Source organism: Flavitalea sp., assembly GCF_035489435.1.
Taxonomy (GTDB): domain Bacteria; phylum Bacteroidota; class Bacteroidia; order Chitinophagales; family Chitinophagaceae; genus DATHKG01.
In genome coordinates this window covers 1-15,568 of the sequence record NZ_DATHKG010000017.1, presented here as the reverse complement: position 1 = coordinate 15,568, position 15,568 = coordinate 1, and the positions used below count along the sequence as shown (strand labels likewise).

Below are 15,568 nucleotides of genomic sequence, written 5' to 3'. Positions count from 1 at the left end.
AGTTTACATAATCGATCAGGATTTATAATTGTTCAAGGTTTATATAGTTATCAGGTTTATTTTTTTGTCACATCAGATAGATCACCCAGAAAAAACATGCTATGAGAAATTTACTATGCATGCTGTTATTGCCGTTAATGTTGTGCGTCCAGCAAACGGCTTCAGCCCAGGTTCAGACAGTTTCCGGTACCGTTGTGTCTACAAGAGATGGCAGCGTCCTTGAGGGAGCAACGGTTCAGATCAAAGGAAGTACTACAGGTACTCAAACTGATTCAAAAGGTAATTTTAGTATCAATGCTTCCAAAGGCGCAACGATTGTAGTCAGCTTCCTCGGATTTACCGGTAAAGAATATAAGGTGGGCGACAAAATCAGTGGCATTACCATTGGTCTAGTACCATCTGATAATTCTCTTGAGGAAGTTGTTGTTGCACTTGACCTTAAACGTAAGCCAAGGGAGCTAGGTTATTCAACCCAAAAAGTGTTAGGTTCAGAAATACAGGAAACGCAACGGGAAAACTTTATAAATGGTTTGCAGGGAAGAGTTGCCGGTTTAACAATTAATCCAACCGGAGGTACAGCGGGTGCTTCTTCAAGTATAGTACTTCGGGGTTTTAATTCACTATCGCTGAGTAATGAACCATTGTTTGTGGTGGACGGAATCATCATGGATAACTCCACCGTTAACGAAACCTCAGGAGGAGGTAGCGGACTCGGTCTCGCTTCTGATCGCCCGAACAGGAATAACGATTATACAAACCGGATCTCAGACATCAACCCGAACGATATTGAATCAATAACCGTACTCAAAGGGCCTGAAGCAACGGCTTTATACGGAAGCCAGGCAAGTTCCGGTGCTATGCTTATTACCACCAAAAAAGCAAAGTCGAATAAGCTTGCGGTTCAGTACGATGATGCATTCCGGGTCCAGCAACTAACCCGGTATCCCGATGTATTCGAAGGCTACCAAAATGGGGAAAATGGTGCTAATGCAAACGTTTTCCGTTATTACGGCGAACCATATCCCGCGGGAACAAAGCTGATTGACAATAAGAAATATTTCTTCAAAACCGGGTTCTCACAAACTCATAATATTGGTGCAGACTTCGGTGTAAAAAAATCTGTTTTCCGCGTTTCAGGTTCCTATTTCAACCAGGAAGGTGTGGTTCCCAATAATAATTTCAAACGGATAAATCTCAGGATATCCAATACAACAAAGATTGGAAAGTATATTGAAATCACTCCATCCCTGGCTTATGTAAGAAGTGAGAACGACAAGGTGCTTCGCAGTGCCGGCGGTTATATGCTTGGATTATTTGCTTACCCAAATACCTATGATATCAGGAAGTACCAGGACGATGCTGGCAACAAGATTCCTGTTTTTGCGTCTAATCCAAATCTTGAGTTAGACAATCCACTCTTCAATGTAAACGCAAACCCAAGCCGGGATGAAACGGATCGTTACACCGCCAGCCTGGGTATTAATATCAATCCTACTGACTGGTTAACAATTACGGGAAGATTCGGTTATGATACATACAGAACCGAAGGTTATACACTTTATCATCCAAAATCTTTTTACATCACACAGGCATTGAATGGTGAACAGGATAATTATTGGAGGAAGTATAATGGGTATAATCATACCATTACTGCAACAGCTAAAAAAGATTTTGGGAAATGGAGCACAAGACTCATGGTAGGTACTATGTGGCAGGATTATAATACACAGATGTTTGCAATAGTTGGAAATAATTTGAAAGATGTCACGCATTTTGACAGCTCCAATACTGCACCAAATACACGTCGCCGCCTTTTACAGAATAATCTTGGCGCCTGGAACGAACAGGTCACCAGGCAGATGGCGGGCTTTGGCGAAGTAAGTGTTGGATATAACAATCTTGTGTTTCTAAATTATTCGCATCGTTTTGAAGCAGCCTCTACCCTTCCAAAAGTTAACCGCAACTACAATTATCCGGGGGCCAGTCTGAGCGTTATCATCACAGATATATTTCCTGAGCTAAAACGGGGCACTACACTTAACTATTGGAAACTGCGCACTTCCGCCGCAAGTACAGCAAGGTTAAATTCCCCCTACTCAACTCAATCGGTATTTGTTGACAACTTCGCAAGTGGTGGTGGATTTTCCTACGGCTTTGTAAATAATAACCCGAACCTGGAACCAGAGAAACAACAAACATTTGAGGTTGGAACTGAGCTTAAGCTTTTCAACAACATACTGAATTTTGACGCCACGTATTATAATACGCTTAACAAGGGTCAGATCGTTGAAGGATTTCGCCTGAGTTATGCAACGGGATTTGTGTTAAATACTCAAAATGCAGGAAGCACAAGAAACCAGGGTTTCGAAGTATCAGCTGATGCGAACATTTTCAATAATACCGACTTTGGCTGGAATGTGAGAGTGAACTTTAATAAAATGTGGAATGAAGTTGTGCAGTTGCCTGCAAACGTTGCTGAGTATTACCTCGGCGACACCTGGTTATATGGTAATGCACGCGGTGGTATTACACTCCACGGTACCACTACCTCTATCACATCTTATGGTTATCTCAGGAATGATGCGGGAAAGATACTGATCAATCCTTTGAACGGTTTACCGGCAATTGATGCAGTATTCAGGGTTAGAGGTGATAGGAATCCCGATTATACTATTGGTACAACGAATACATTCAGGTATAAAAACTGGAGATTGAGTTTCCTCTGGGATCTCAAAGTCGGTGGCGATGTATTTAATGCCAATAAAATGTATCTCACCGGTATCGGCAAGAGTGACCTGACTATTGACAGGTATACTCCAAGAGTAGTTGAGGGTATATTGAATGATGGTAAACAAAACACGGCAAATCCAACTGTCAACACCATAGCAGTTATACCTGCTTATCTCGATGCTTACTATGGTGCGAATGGTATGCCGGAAGAAGCCTTTATTGAAAAAGATGTGAACTGGTTAAGGTTAAGGGATGTTTCATTCAGCTACCAGTTCCCGACAACTTTTGTGAAAAAAATCAAAGGGGTTAAGAGCCTCGGCGCCTTCCTGACAGCAAATGATCTTATTCTTATTACTAATTATACCGGTGGAGATCCCTCTTCAAATGGTAACACTGCAGCTGGCCGCGGGGTCGGTGCATGGGGCTTTGACTACGGATCATTGCCAACTCCTATCAGTATCAATTTTGGGATCAGAGCTAGTTTCTAATTTTTAAATATTAAGGCATGAGAAATATAAAAAATATCGCACGGTGCTTACTCGCTCTTGGAATTATTTCTATCAGCTCCTGTGCAAAAAAAATTGATGAGGCTTTTATTAACCCTAATGCAGGTGTTAAGAAGCCAATTGAAACATTGCTACCAGGTATTATTGGGAACATGGTTGGTAGCTCAGCCGCTGCGGGCTCTGCATACGGTACTGCAAATGATGGGATCTATATTGGTCGTTATGTGCAGTTTTGGGCAACAAATGTTACCGGCAATCAATACGACCAGATGGGAGGAGCTACCGGAGCACTTGATATACTGGGATCAGTATGGGCAATGCATTATTTCGGCATGGGGCAAAATCTTAACCGCATTATTGAGTGGGGAACTGAAGAAAAGAAATGGGATTATGTAGGTGTTGCACATGCTATTAAAGCCTGGAGCTGGCTCACCCTCACCAATGTTTATGGAGAAGTCATATTAACTGAAGCTTTTAATACAAGCCAGTTAACTTTTAAGTACAATGATCAGGCGGATGTTTATGACACTGTGAGATCGGTTTGTCGAACTGCTTTAAGTTTTCTTAATCAAACCGGTGACGGAGTAGACGCTCAAAACCTCGCTAAAGGAGATGCATATTTTTATAACGGGGATGTAAACAAATGGAAGAAATTTGTTTACTCGGTGATGGCGCGTTCTTTCAACCAGCTATCAAATAAGACTACTTACAATGCCGATTCTGTACTGTTTTACTGTAACCTGGCGATCAATGTAAATTCAGATAATGCATATGCGAGATTCGCAAACACAGGCATCACAGGTACTTCTAACTATTTCGGCCCGTTTCGTGGCAACGTAGGTGCCTTGAGACAGGCTCAATACCCGGTAAATTTATTGACCGGGCTTAACTCAAGATTTCCCGGGGTAGTTGATCCAAGAGCGCCTTATCTTCTCCGTCAAAATACAAACGGCACTTACAGGGGTATTGTTCCTAACAAAGGGGCCAGTGGCCTGGTTGCGGCTGACAGACCTGAAAACTACTGGGGACAAGGTTTTGATACTGTAACCTCACCTACTTCTGATGCAAAAGCAAGATATATTTTCAGAAATGCTGCTTATTATCCAATCATCACAGCCGCAGAAATCCAGTTCATGAAGGCCGAAGCATATTATCGCAAAGGAGAGAAACCTCAGGCATTAACAGCTTATCAGGCTGGTATCGGCATCGCGTTCGACATGCTTACAGCAGATTTCAATGCAAATATACCCCCAGCGCAGGCAATTACACCAACTTCAAAAGCAGCCTACCTGGGTAACCCGGTAATAGTGCCTTCCGCTGCAAATCTGAAGCTATCACATATTATGCTGCAGAAATACCTCGCACTTTATGGTTATGGATCAATCGAAGTGTGGAACGATATGAGGAGATTTCATTATACCGACCAGGAAGGGGCTGAACAGGTATTTACAGATTTTACTCCACCTGCGGGCACTGATCTTTTCATTAATAATAATAATAAACTGGTATACCGGGCAAGACCGAGGTATAACTCCGAGTACCTGTATAACATCGCCGAACTTGACAGGCTTGGTGCCCTGGCACTTGACTATAACACCAAAGAACAATGGTTTACTCAAAAATAATGTTGTCATCAGTAAAACTAGTTTGAAATGAAATCATCAAAATCATTGTCCATAAGCTGCCTGCTACTGATAACTATCATGATAGCGGCTTCATGCGAAAAAGAATTCGACAAAATGGTAGTAGAAAACACTGCTATCCAGGACAAAGCATTGGTAAAGCTGTTTAACAGTACGGTGAGTTCGCAGCGCACTTACATGTATTTAGACAACGTACCTGTAACCGGATCCATACTCGCTTATGGAGGGATCTTCCCTTCTACCGGTTATGCCTCAGCGCTTACTCAGGGCAGTCACACAATTTTAATCAAAGACACCCTGGCGGCTTCAACCCAGCCCCAATTGAGTTTTCCTGCTACACTTGCGCCGGGTAAAAACTATTCAATTTTTACATACGATACGGTCAATTCAATAAAATATGTATTCACGGAAGATGAGATTGTAAAACCAGCTGATACAACTTCAAGGATCAGATTCACAAACCTGATTTTTTCCAAAACTCCATTGCCAAATGTTGATTTGTACTCTGTAGTAACAGGCAAAAATGTTTTTACAAATATTGCACTTGCGCAGGTGACAAACTTTGTTCCTTTTGCTTCGAAACGTTTAGATTCTTTGTATGTTCGGGAAACCGGAACAACAACAAACCTGACACCAGTATTCACTATCATTCCCACTATAAACCGGAGCTATACTGTTGTATACCGCGGCAGATATCAGACTACAACCGGAACGGTAATGCCAAGGAGTTTAACGGTGATAAGCAATTATTAATGTAAGCCTTCATATATAAAACATATGCGAAAAGCTGGCCCCTGGCCGGCTTTTTTTATTTGGCATGGTTTTCCTAATAATAACAAAAAATACATATGTTGAAAACACTGCTTACCTCTAAAACGATTCAAATCATTTTGATCGCCCTCACACTCACCTCCTGTGTCGCAAAACGAAAGCTTACAAGCGCTAACGCAACAATCCAGGGCCTCCAGGCAGACAGCACCAGAATGGCCGGTCAAATCTCATCGCTTCAAAAAGACATCACTCAACTCCAGTCAGAAGGCAAAACGCTTGAGCAACAACTTGCAGATACAAAGAAACAATTAGCCTCAACATCAAATCAACTACAATCCAGTTCAAAGGATGCTGCGGGAAGAATAGCAGATCAGCAAAAAAGACTTGAAACCCTGCAGGCGCTCATCGATCAGCAAAAGAAGACAACGGATGATCTTCGAAAGAAAATGTCCGATGCGCTGGTTAAATTCAATTCGAACGAATTATCAGTCTCTGTAAAAAACGGTAAGGTTTATGTCAGCCTCCAGGAAAACCTGCTGTTTCCCTCAGGTAGTGCAAACATCAACGTAAAAGGTAAAGAGGCACTTGGAAAACTGGCTGAAGTGTTGAGTCTTAATCCGGATATTAACGTGAATATCGAAGGCCATACCGATTCAATCCCCATTCGCGGTCGGTTTGAAGATAACTGGGCTTTGAGTGTAGCGAGGGCAACCAGCATAGTCAGGATACTGACTAAAGATTATAAAATTGAACCATTGCGTATTATAGCTTCCGGGCATAGTCAATATGATCCGGTTGAGAGTAACAGTACTGCTGAAGGCAGGGGTCGGAACAGGAGAACTGAAATCATCCTCACACCAAAACTTGACGAATTATACAAACTCATAGAAAGCGGTGGTAGTACAGGCGGGAACTAGATTAGACAAAGAGAAATAATTTTCCTTCACCCTTATATACATGATAAAAAATACCCTCTACCCGGGGGTATTTTTTTTATAGAGTTCACAAACTTCGCAGGATGTTTTAAGTGGTCACACTGAACTTCCGAAAAACAGGTAAGCCAGAAAGATTGCAGTAATAATACCGGCCAGGTCCGCCAGCAGCATCGCACCGATCGCATAGCGCGTATTTTTGACTGATACTGAGCCAAAATAAACAGCGATCACATAGAAGGTTGTATCAGAAGCTCCCTGGAATATGCCCGAAAGGCGACTTGCAAAAGAGTCGGCACCATAAGTAGTCATGGTACTCACCATCATACCCCGGGCTGCACCACCGCTTAATGGGCGGATAAGGGCAGTCGGCAAACCATCAACAAACCTGGTATCAGCTCCAAGCATATGAAAAAAGCTTTTCACTCCCCCTATAACCACATCAAATGTGCCGCTGGTTCTGAGCATACTAACGGCTACCATTATCCCAACCAGGTAAGGGATGATCCGGATACTTGTTTCAAAGCCGTTTTTCGCACCATCAATAAATGCGTCAAACACATCTATTTTTTTATATACAGCACCAAGTATAATCAGTAAAAACACCAGAAGGATCAATCCATTGCTAAGCATGCCCGAAAACAACTGCAGATCGGGTGCATTCAGCCTTACCACATAAACAACCAGCAGTCCAATCACGGCAGATATTCCCAGTATCCATAAAATGATCGCGGGCTGTAATACATTTATCTTCTGTTTGAATGAAACGATCAGCATTGCAGTGATAGTACCCACAAAAGTGACTATCATACATGGTATAAAAATATCAGTGGGATTGGAAGCATTGTTTGCGGCCCGCACTGCAATTACACTCACAGGGATCAGGTTCAATCCCGCAGCATGCAGACACAAGAACATGATTTGAGCATTTGTAGCTACTTCCGGCCTCGGATTTAATTCCTGCAGGCTTTGCATTGCTTTCAGTCCAAAGGGAGTGGCCGCATTATCCAGCCCGAGCAGGTTGGCGGAAAAATTCATGATCATATGCCCCATGGAAGGATGACCCTTGGGAATTTCCGGGAAGAGTTTTGAGAAGAAGGGAGCCACAATCCTCGAAAGCAGGCGCACCCCTCCTGCTCTTTCTGCTATACTCATAAAACCAATAAATAAGCTGAGAATTCCGATCAGTTTGAGGCAGATCTCGACCGCGATCCAGCATGTTTCGACGATTCCGTCAAGTTTGAGGGGATTGTTAGGGTCGGCCGACTTTCCGATTACCATCCAGCTGAAGATCTGGGAATCTCCAAGAAAAAAGCATTTGAAACCGGCGACTGAAATTGCGATAATAATAAAAGCCGACCAGATCCTGCTTAAAGCCATATAACTCGTTTAAATTCAGATTGAAGATAACAGATTCAATGCAAATACATTGCAAAGTACAACGCACGAACTGTTCATTTTATTGAAAGGTAACCGGAGCCGGATTGCTCTCAAATCACAACAGATCCCGCGATTTGCCTATGATGCCGCTGTATGCACTATATTTGCGGCTCAAATTTTTTGAAACATGGCTTTACAAGCAGGAATTGTCGGTCTACCGAACGTGGGAAAATCAACTTTATTTAATGCGGTCAGCAACAGTGCGAAGGCCCAGGCCAGTAATTACCGGTTTTGTACCATCGAACCAAACGTTGGGCTGGTAGATGTACCTGATTTCAGGCTGGATAAACTGGCGGAATTGGTTATACCTAACCGCATCGTTCCGACCCAGATTGAAATTGTTGATATAGCAGGCCTTGTAAGAGGAGCAAGCAAAGGTGAAGGACTGGGAAATAAATTCCTCGCGAATATCCGCGAAGTAGATGCCATTATCCATGTGATCCGTTGTTTTGAGGATGAAAACATATTGCGTGATGAGGGTCCGATCAACCCGGTTAGTGACAAGGATATCATAGATACTGAATTACAGCTGAAGGATCTTGACAGCGTTGATAAAAAAATTCAAAGGGTTGAAAAACAAGCGCGCACTGATCCAAAGATGAAAGCTGAGCTTGATATACTTATTCGTTGTAAAGCGCATCTGGAACAAGGAAAAAATATAAGAGAACTACAGCTTGATAAAAATGAAAAAGTAGCCATAGCCGATATATTCCTTTTGTCTGCCAAGCCGGTACTTTATGTTGCCAATGTTGACGAACCATCAATGCATACCGGGAATAAGTTTTCAAAAGCCTTACAGGAATCTGTAAAAAATGAAGATTCGCTGGTTATTATCATGAACAATTCAATTGAAGCACAGATTTCCGAGATGGAAGATCCGGCAGATAAGGAATTGTTTATGTCTGAATATAAAATGACTGAACCTGCACTAAACAGGTTGATACGTTCAACTTACCAGCTACTTAACCTGTTTACCTATTTCACCGCCGGTGTGCAGGAAGTGCGGGCATGGACCATACACGAAGGCTGGAAAGCGCCACAGGCAGCAAGTGTTATTCATACAGATTTTGAAAAAGGATTTATCAAAGCCGAAGTAATCGGTTACGATGATTTCATCCAATATGGTTCTGAAGCCGCTTGCCGGGAAAATGGACGTTTAAGGATTGAAGGAAAAGAATACATCGTTAAGGACGGTGATGTGATGCACTTCCGTTTCAACGTTTAACAGGATATTTTCTTAAGGAATATTAATTTAATGCAGGCTACTTCGGGTAGCCTGTTTTTTTTGATATTTTGCCTGCTTCTTAATAGTTTCCTTGCTTCCTAATGGTAGGCTTGTTTCATAATAGTTGGCTGGTTTATTAATAGTTGGCTTACTTATTATTGTTTGCCTGCATCTTATAGTGTGGCTATTTTTTATTTACATCTCCAAACTTCTTTATCAGAAAAGCAAGAATTGTATTGATATCTTCTTTTTCTGTTGATGTAAGTTCCTGGTTAAGATTCACCTTATTCAAATACTTAATAGCCGCCTTGTGTTGAGGAGCCATATCAAGTATCTGCTGAAGCTTTAGTTTTGATTCTGTATCTTCTGTATACATTGGAGTAACGGGAGGCAGTTTGGACCTGTATTTCACAGCTTTCTTCTTGATGATAGCTTCCAGTGTTGCGGGATTGAACGGAGGTTTGACCGGTATCTTTTCAATCTCATTCAGCAGCACCTGGATCTGTTTACCACTCAGGCCACCATTGTTTTGATAAAATTCATAGATATTCCTGATATAAGAATTGTCTTTCTCAATAGGCATGTTATAAAACACCCATTCAAATACTTCCTGTAAAAAATCGTATTCAGCACTACCTTTCATTTGATAAATTTTGAAACCTTTTATTGAACGAAGAGCTTTCATTGAACGAAGAGCCGTCAATGAACAAAGAAACCTTCATTGAATGAAATCCTGAAACATTATTTATCGCTCGTTTTATTTCTTTTGTTGAAATAAAAAAACCATGAAGCAGCATACCGCTTCATGGTTATTAATATTATCAGACAGTTTATTCTGAATCTTTTTTCTTCTTCTGCGACTTTGGTGCAAAGATCATCAACATCCTTTTACCTTCCATTTTCGGAAGTGCTTCAGGTTGGCCAAAGTCAGCGAGTCTTTCTGCAAACTTAAGCAGCAACAATTCTCCTCTTTCTTTAAACATAATTGCCCGACCCTTGAACTGCACATATGCCTTTACCTTATTTCCTTCCTTAAGAAAGTTCTCTGCATGTTTTGATTTGAAATCGAAATCATGATCATCGGTACCCGGTGTAAAACGGATTTCCTTGACCTCGGCCGATTTACTTTTGGCCTTCATTTCTTTTTCCTTCTTCTTCTTCTCGTAAAGGAATTTATTGTAATCGATTATTTTACAAACCGGGGGATCTGCCTGCGGAGAGATTTCAACCAGATCAAGTTGCTGTTCCTGCGCCATTCGCAATGCATCTTGTATCGCATATACACCCACCTCTATATTATCACCCACCAGCCTCACCTGAGGTACGCGGATCATTTGATTTGTGCGATGTTCCTGTTGTTGTTCTTTTCTGAATCGTGGATTAAAACTACCTCTTGGTTGTCTTGGTGGAAATGCCATAATTTTATTCGCTCCCATCCCTACCGGGAGCATTCTTATTTTTTTATTTTTAATATTCCTTCAGGGAAAGGAACTTTTCGCAAACACATTATTAATATCAGAATACGATTCGTTATTCCGAAACCCTATTCTTGATTTCAACACTCACATTATTAATAAACTCGTCAACATTCATTGCACCCGAATCACCCTTACCCTGCCGCCTTACTGCGACTTTTTTCTCATTCACCTCTTTTTCGCCGATCACCAGCATGTAAGGCACCTTCGCCAATTCTGTATCACGGATTTTCTTACCAATTTTTTCACTGCGGTCATCTACCTCTGCACGAATATCCGCATTTTTCAGCGATTCCAAAATAGTTTGTGCATAATCAAGGAACTTGTCACTAATGGGCAAAATCTTCACCTGGAGCGGTGCCAGCCAGAGCGGGAACTTGCCTGCATAGTGCTCCAGCAGGAATCCAATGAATCTTTCATGGGTACCCAGCGGCGCCCGGTGGATGATCAAAGGTGTTTCCGGCTGATTTTCCTTGTTTGTAAACTCAAGTTTGAATCTCCGGCCCTGTGCAAAATCCACCTGGTTTGTAGCCAGGGTGAACTCACGGCCAATAATGCTCCAGATCTGAACATCAATCTTTGGACCGTAGAAAGCGCCCTCGTCCTGCACTTCAATGAAAGGAATATTGGACTCTGTAAGTACCTTCCGGACCATTGCCTCGGTTTCAAGCCAGAGTTCCGGTTCATTGATGTATTTCTGACCCAGCTTAGCCGGATCATGTAATGACAGGCGCATCACATACTTATCTATCCCGAATATTTTGAAATACTTAAGGTACATGTCATTTACCGCACGAAACTCGGCGGCAAACTGCTCATTGGTGCAATAAACATGGGCATCGTTCATATGCAGGCAACGAACCCGCATCAATCCAATTAATTCCCCGCTCTGCTCATACCGGTAACAGGTGCCATATTCAGCGAGACGCAATGGAAGATCTTTATAGCTTTTTGGTTCAGCTGCAAAGATCTTGTGGTGATGTGGACAGTTCATCGCCTTCAGGTAATATTTCTGACCCTCCAGCTCCATTGGCGGATACATGCTATCCTGGTAATATGGAAGATGGCCGCTGGTAATGTATAAACTTTCCTTAGCGATATGTGGAGTAACTACTCTTTTATATCCTGCCCTTTGTTCAGTTTCTTTTGCCAGTTTTTCTAGTTCTTCAATGATAATTGTACCATTGGGCAGCCACAAAGGAAGACCCGGCCCGATATCGTCATCCATTGTAAAAATACCCAGTTCCTTACCAAGCTTACGGTGATCACGTTTTTTGGCTTCTTCAAGAAGTGCAAGGTATTCGTCAAGCTCTTTCTGAGATGGAAAGGTTACGCCGTACAAACGCGTAAGCATCTTGTTTTTTTCATCCCCTTTCCAGTATGCACCGGCAATGCTTGTTAGTTTGATGGCTTTGATAAAACCAGTATTCGGGATATGAGGTCCACGACACAGATCAGTAAAATTTCCCTGGCTATAAAAGGTAATGTTGCCATCGTTCAGATTGCCTAACAGGTCAAGTTTGTATTCATCCCCTTTCTCGTCAAAATATTTTATAGCATCTGCTTTCGAGATCTCCTTCCGGATATAAGGATTGGCCTGCTTTGCAAGTTCAGCCATCTTTGTTTCCAGTTTTCGCATATCCTCCTCCGTGATCTGCCTGCCACCAAGATCAATATCATAATAAAACCCTCTTTCAATTGCAGGTCCTACCCAGAATTTTGCGCCCGGAAACAAGGATTCAACGGCTTCAGCCATCAGGTGCGCAGATGAGTGCCAGAATGTGGATTTACCATCGTCATCTGTCCAGGTAAGCAATTTAAGGGTCGCGTCATTGTTGATCGGCCGGGTAGCATCCCAGACCTCCCCATTAACATTCGCAGCTATTACTTTCCGCGCTAACCCTTCACTTATCGATTTTGCAATATCCAGGGCTGAACTTCCTTCATTATACTCCCGGACAGCGCCATCAGGAAAACTTATTTTTATCATTATTACTTAAACTTTTAAAACCATCGATATCTGGTGAAACATATCTTCCTTCGAAGCTGCATTGCATCTTAAAATCATCGACTGCTGCGCGGCCTCGCCTCCGAAACCGCATCGCAACTAACAATCATTGACTGCTGTGCGGCCCCGCCCTCCGAAGCCGCATCGCAACTAACAATCATTGACTGCTACGCGGCGAAGGCGGGCAAAGGAGGGCGAAGGGGGACAAAATTAACGAAGAATTTGCAGACAACCACTTACGATATTTCGATCTGAAAGGTAAGTTTTTACTAATTTGCCCGGTGAGGAATTAATCATGAAGCATTTATTACTTTTTCTGTTTTTTTCTGCAGGATTATTTGTTTCAGCCCAGGATGTAACCGGGATCTGGCGTGGCAGTTTTTATGGTGAGCAAAACAGGTACATGAAACTCAGGGGCGAAGAAGACCGCTACAAATTTGAAGTGCAGATTAATCAAAATGCCAAAGCTTTTGAAGGGGTTACCTATTCCTACAAAACAACGATATTTTATGGTAAGGCAACCTGTCGCGGCACAGTAAATCCTGTAAATAAAAAGGTATTGCTCGAAGAACTAAAACTGGTTGAATTAAAGATGCTCCAGGGAAACAGTGCTTGTGTGATGACCTGCTATCTTCAATACTCGCGTAACGAAAATGAAGAGTTTCTTGAAGGAACCTATACCAGTTATAACAATGTTGATTCCAGCAACTGTGGCGGTGGAACAGTTTTTCTGCGCAAAGTAATTACTTCTGATTTTTACAAGGAACCCTTCCTGGTAGAAAAAGAAAAGAAAGCTAAAGAGGTGGAACCAAAAAACAATACTGCCAATGCAAAGCCTGCTGTTAAACCAACTCTGAAAAATCCGGCTACAACTCCTGCAAAAAAACCAGCTACCAATCCGACGGCCGGCACTAAGCCACCAGTAAAAAAGACAGTGACACCTCCGGCGAAAAAACCTGTTACTGCGGGTACTAAAAAGCCAGCCATTGCTGCATCTAAAACACCGGCAACAAATAAAAAGCCGGACAGTACAATTGCCAAAGCCCCTGCCAATAAGTTGGATGATAAGATAACGGAGTTTAAAAAACCAATGCCGAAACCGGTTGAAGCCATAGTGGAAGGTCCGGAAGACGAAAAAAAGACGAAAAAAATTCCAAAGGTGCTTTCAACCAGGGAGAATGAACTCGTGAAAACAATAATGGCTTATGCAGGTGATATTTCTGTTAACATTTATGATAATGGGTCAGTAGATAACGATACCATATCGGTTTATCTTGATAAAAAACTCGTATTATCGAAAAAGAGGCTGACTGAAAAAGCCATCAAGCTAAATTTCACCCTTGACGAATTGAATGCAGAACACGAACTCGTAATGGTAGCTGAGAATCTTGGTGAAATCCCACCAAATACTTCTCTTATGGTTGTAACTGCAGGTGACAAAAAATACGAGGTTCGCATTACATCAACGGAACAAAAAAACGCGGTGATCGTATTTAAACTGCAGAAAAATTAGCATATGCAGGTTTCCCGTGGAAAACTGTGGTTAGTTATGATACCATTCACATAAACTGGAGAACTATGGTTAGTTATGATACCATTCACATAAATTTGAACATGATGATCCCTAAACTTATTAATTTCCGATAAATTATATTGATGCGGTTTTTCCTGGTGTTCTTATTAATGGCATTTTCCGGCGCTACTATGGCACAAAACCTTGCCGGAATATGGCGGGGAAAACGGACACAGGTGTCAGGCGGATGTTTTCCTGAATATTTTATTGAACTACATGTAACCTACGCAGGCAGCAATATAATGATCCTTGGCAATGCTTATAACTACTATGACAAGGACCGCTATACGAAGATCAATTTTACCGGCCGATACAATCCAGCCACAAAAAGAATGGTGATCATCGAGAATCTCGTTCTACAGTTTAATGTTCCCTCTCATTGTATTCCTTGTATAAAAACCTATGACCTGAACTATACAAAAAATGATTCTGTCGAGGCTTTTGTCGGCGAATGGAAGGGACATGAAATGGGGAATAATAATATTTGTCCTCCGGGCAGAATTCAATTAAACCGCGAAACAACATCTATTTTTCCGGTTGACGTTTTCCAAAACGATACACTAAACAAAATTCAAAAATCCCTTAACCTGGCTGATCGCGAGAAAGAGGTTATAAAAGAACTGGTTTTCGACACTTCGCAGATCAGGATCGATATTTATGATAATGCGGAGATTGATGATGATACTGTAAGCGTGTTCCTGAATAACACTTTGTTGCTCCATAAAAAAAGACTTACGGCTACTGCCCTTTCCCTGCAGGTGACTGCTTATCCGAATACGGATTATGAACTGATGATGTATGCGGATAACCTGGGTAAGATCCCGCCAAATACGTCTTTGATGATTATTACGGCGGGGACGAAACGTTATGAGCTGCGAATTTCTTCGTCGGAGAAAAAATCTGCGGTTGTGCGTTTCCGGTATTTGCCTACTAAGAAGCTTTGATCTCACATTTTCAGTGCAATTGAGTTATCTCCAGGCAATAAATGCATTATTATGCAACAGTTTTTGGTCGCTTCTTCGCTCCGTTTGGCACAGGAGGATCCCTTTTTTTGGTCTGTATTCCCTGTCTTAACAAAGTCGTTTATGCCGGGGCCCTCAATTAGCCCTGATCGTCTTTTGGGCTCTTTGTTAACTATACTTCCAGCGATGGTGGCTGTCTTCCCCTGATCGGCTTCAGTAACTCCGAGCAGGGAACGAAGGCCCAAAAAAAGGTACCCTCCTGTGCCAAACTCACTCATCCACTTTTGGGGGATATGCAACCAG

At 42.1% G+C, this 15,568-nt stretch carries 12 protein-coding genes; 7 read left to right on the top strand and 5 right to left on the bottom strand.

Annotated features, from left to right (window positions below; all coding sequences use genetic code 11):
* Positions 1–101: 101 nt before the first annotated feature.
* The 4 genes from VK664_RS01905 (at position 102) to VK664_RS01890 (ending at position 6,567) form a co-directional block, all read left to right on the top strand.
* Positions 102–3,218: a SusC/RagA family TonB-linked outer membrane protein gene (locus VK664_RS01905; protein WP_461396905.1), complete on the top strand. Its 3,117-nt coding sequence runs from the start codon at positions 102–104 to the stop codon at positions 3,216–3,218.
* Positions 3,219–3,235: 17 nt separating this feature from the next.
* A complete protein-coding gene (locus tag VK664_RS01900) occupies positions 3,236–4,861 on the top strand; it encodes a SusD/RagB family nutrient-binding outer membrane lipoprotein (RefSeq protein WP_461396904.1) in 1,626 nt (541 codons plus the stop codon).
* A gap of 27 nt (positions 4,862–4,888) precedes the next feature.
* Entirely contained in the window at positions 4,889–5,632 is a 744-nt protein-coding gene (locus VK664_RS01895; RefSeq protein ID WP_461396903.1) for a DUF4397 domain-containing protein, read from the top strand.
* Positions 5,633–5,727: 95 nt separating this feature from the next.
* The gene (locus VK664_RS01890) at positions 5,728–6,567 is read left to right on the top strand and encodes an OmpA/MotB family protein (protein ID WP_461396902.1); all 840 of its coding nucleotides are present in this window, start codon (positions 5,728–5,730) and stop codon (positions 6,565–6,567) included.
* A gap of 114 nt (positions 6,568–6,681) precedes the next feature.
* Here the strand turns inward: VK664_RS01890 and VK664_RS01885 are convergent, their stop codons facing one another.
* Positions 6,682–7,962 (bottom strand): nucleoside recognition domain-containing protein, encoded by a 1,281-nt coding sequence (locus VK664_RS01885; protein ID WP_461396901.1) that lies wholly within the window; start codon positions 7,960–7,962, stop codon positions 6,682–6,684.
* 187 nt (positions 7,963–8,149) lie between these two features.
* Between VK664_RS01885 and ychF the strand changes: the two genes are divergently transcribed.
* Positions 8,150–9,247 carry a redox-regulated ATPase YchF gene (ychF, locus tag VK664_RS01880; protein WP_461396900.1) on the top strand — a complete coding sequence of 366 codons (1,098 nt, stop codon included), beginning with the start codon at positions 8,150–8,152 and terminating at the stop codon, positions 9,245–9,247.
* Between the two features lie 184 nt (positions 9,248–9,431).
* Here ychF and VK664_RS01875 read toward each other — a convergent pair whose 3' ends face one another.
* From VK664_RS01875 to thrS, 3 genes are all read right to left on the bottom strand, one after another.
* Positions 9,432–9,890 carry a hypothetical protein gene (locus VK664_RS01875; RefSeq protein ID WP_461396899.1) on the bottom strand — a complete coding sequence of 153 codons (459 nt, stop codon included), beginning with the start codon at positions 9,888–9,890 and terminating at the stop codon, positions 9,432–9,434.
* 187 nt (positions 9,891–10,077) lie between these two features.
* Positions 10,078–10,698 carry a translation initiation factor IF-3 gene (gene infC / locus VK664_RS01870; RefSeq protein ID WP_461396898.1) on the bottom strand — a complete coding sequence of 207 codons (621 nt, stop codon included), beginning with the start codon at positions 10,696–10,698 and terminating at the stop codon, positions 10,078–10,080.
* Between the two features lie 79 nt (positions 10,699–10,777).
* Complete coding sequence (thrS, locus tag VK664_RS01865) at positions 10,778–12,712, bottom strand: threonine--tRNA ligase (RefSeq protein ID WP_461396897.1); 1,935 nt, start codon at positions 12,710–12,712, stop codon at positions 10,778–10,780.
* A gap of 313 nt (positions 12,713–13,025) precedes the next feature.
* Between thrS and VK664_RS01860 the strand changes: the two genes are divergently transcribed.
* Together VK664_RS01860 and VK664_RS01855 are read left to right on the top strand one after the other, a co-directional pair.
* Positions 13,026–14,243 (top strand): hypothetical protein, encoded by a 1,218-nt coding sequence (locus tag VK664_RS01860; protein ID WP_461396896.1) that lies wholly within the window; start codon positions 13,026–13,028, stop codon positions 14,241–14,243.
* Positions 14,244–14,386: 143 nt separating this feature from the next.
* On the top strand, positions 14,387–15,247 hold the full coding sequence (locus tag VK664_RS01855) for a hypothetical protein (RefSeq protein ID WP_461396895.1): 861 nt from the start codon (positions 14,387–14,389) through the stop codon (positions 15,245–15,247).
* A 2-nt stretch (positions 15,248–15,249) separates the two neighbouring features.
* Here VK664_RS01855 and VK664_RS01850 read toward each other — a convergent pair.
* Positions 15,250–15,568 (bottom strand): hypothetical protein (locus VK664_RS01850; RefSeq protein ID WP_461396894.1); only part of this gene is annotated, 319 nt, incomplete at its 5' end.

What these genes read in the sequence shown, in the direction of transcription:
- VK664_RS01885 (WP_461396901.1), bottom strand. Translation starts at nt 7,962, where the DNA reads ATGGCTTTAAGCAGGATCTGGTCGGCTTTTATTATTATCGCAATTTCA.
- VK664_RS01875 (WP_461396899.1), bottom strand. Translation starts at nt 9,890, where the DNA reads ATGAAAGGTAGTGCTGAATACGATTTTTTACAGGAAGTATTTGAATGG.
- thrS (WP_461396897.1), bottom strand. Translation starts at nt 12,712, where the DNA reads ATGATAAAAATAAGTTTTCCTGATGGCGCTGTCCGGGAGTATAATGAA.
- VK664_RS01895 (WP_461396903.1), top strand. Translation starts at nt 4,889, where the DNA reads ATGAAATCATCAAAATCATTGTCCATAAGCTGCCTGCTACTGATAACT.
- VK664_RS01890 (WP_461396902.1), top strand. Translation starts at nt 5,728, where the DNA reads ATGTTGAAAACACTGCTTACCTCTAAAACGATTCAAATCATTTTGATC.
- VK664_RS01900 (WP_461396904.1), top strand. Translation starts at nt 3,236, where the DNA reads ATGAGAAATATAAAAAATATCGCACGGTGCTTACTCGCTCTTGGAATT.
- VK664_RS01860 (WP_461396896.1), top strand. Translation starts at nt 13,026, where the DNA reads ATGAAGCATTTATTACTTTTTCTGTTTTTTTCTGCAGGATTATTTGTT.
- VK664_RS01855 (WP_461396895.1), top strand. Translation starts at nt 14,387, where the DNA reads ATGCGGTTTTTCCTGGTGTTCTTATTAATGGCATTTTCCGGCGCTACT.
- infC (WP_461396898.1), bottom strand. Translation starts at nt 10,698, where the DNA reads ATGCTCCCGGTAGGGATGGGAGCGAATAAAATTATGGCATTTCCACCA.
- VK664_RS01905 (WP_461396905.1), top strand. Translation starts at nt 102, where the DNA reads ATGAGAAATTTACTATGCATGCTGTTATTGCCGTTAATGTTGTGCGTC.
- ychF (WP_461396900.1), top strand. Translation starts at nt 8,150, where the DNA reads ATGGCTTTACAAGCAGGAATTGTCGGTCTACCGAACGTGGGAAAATCA.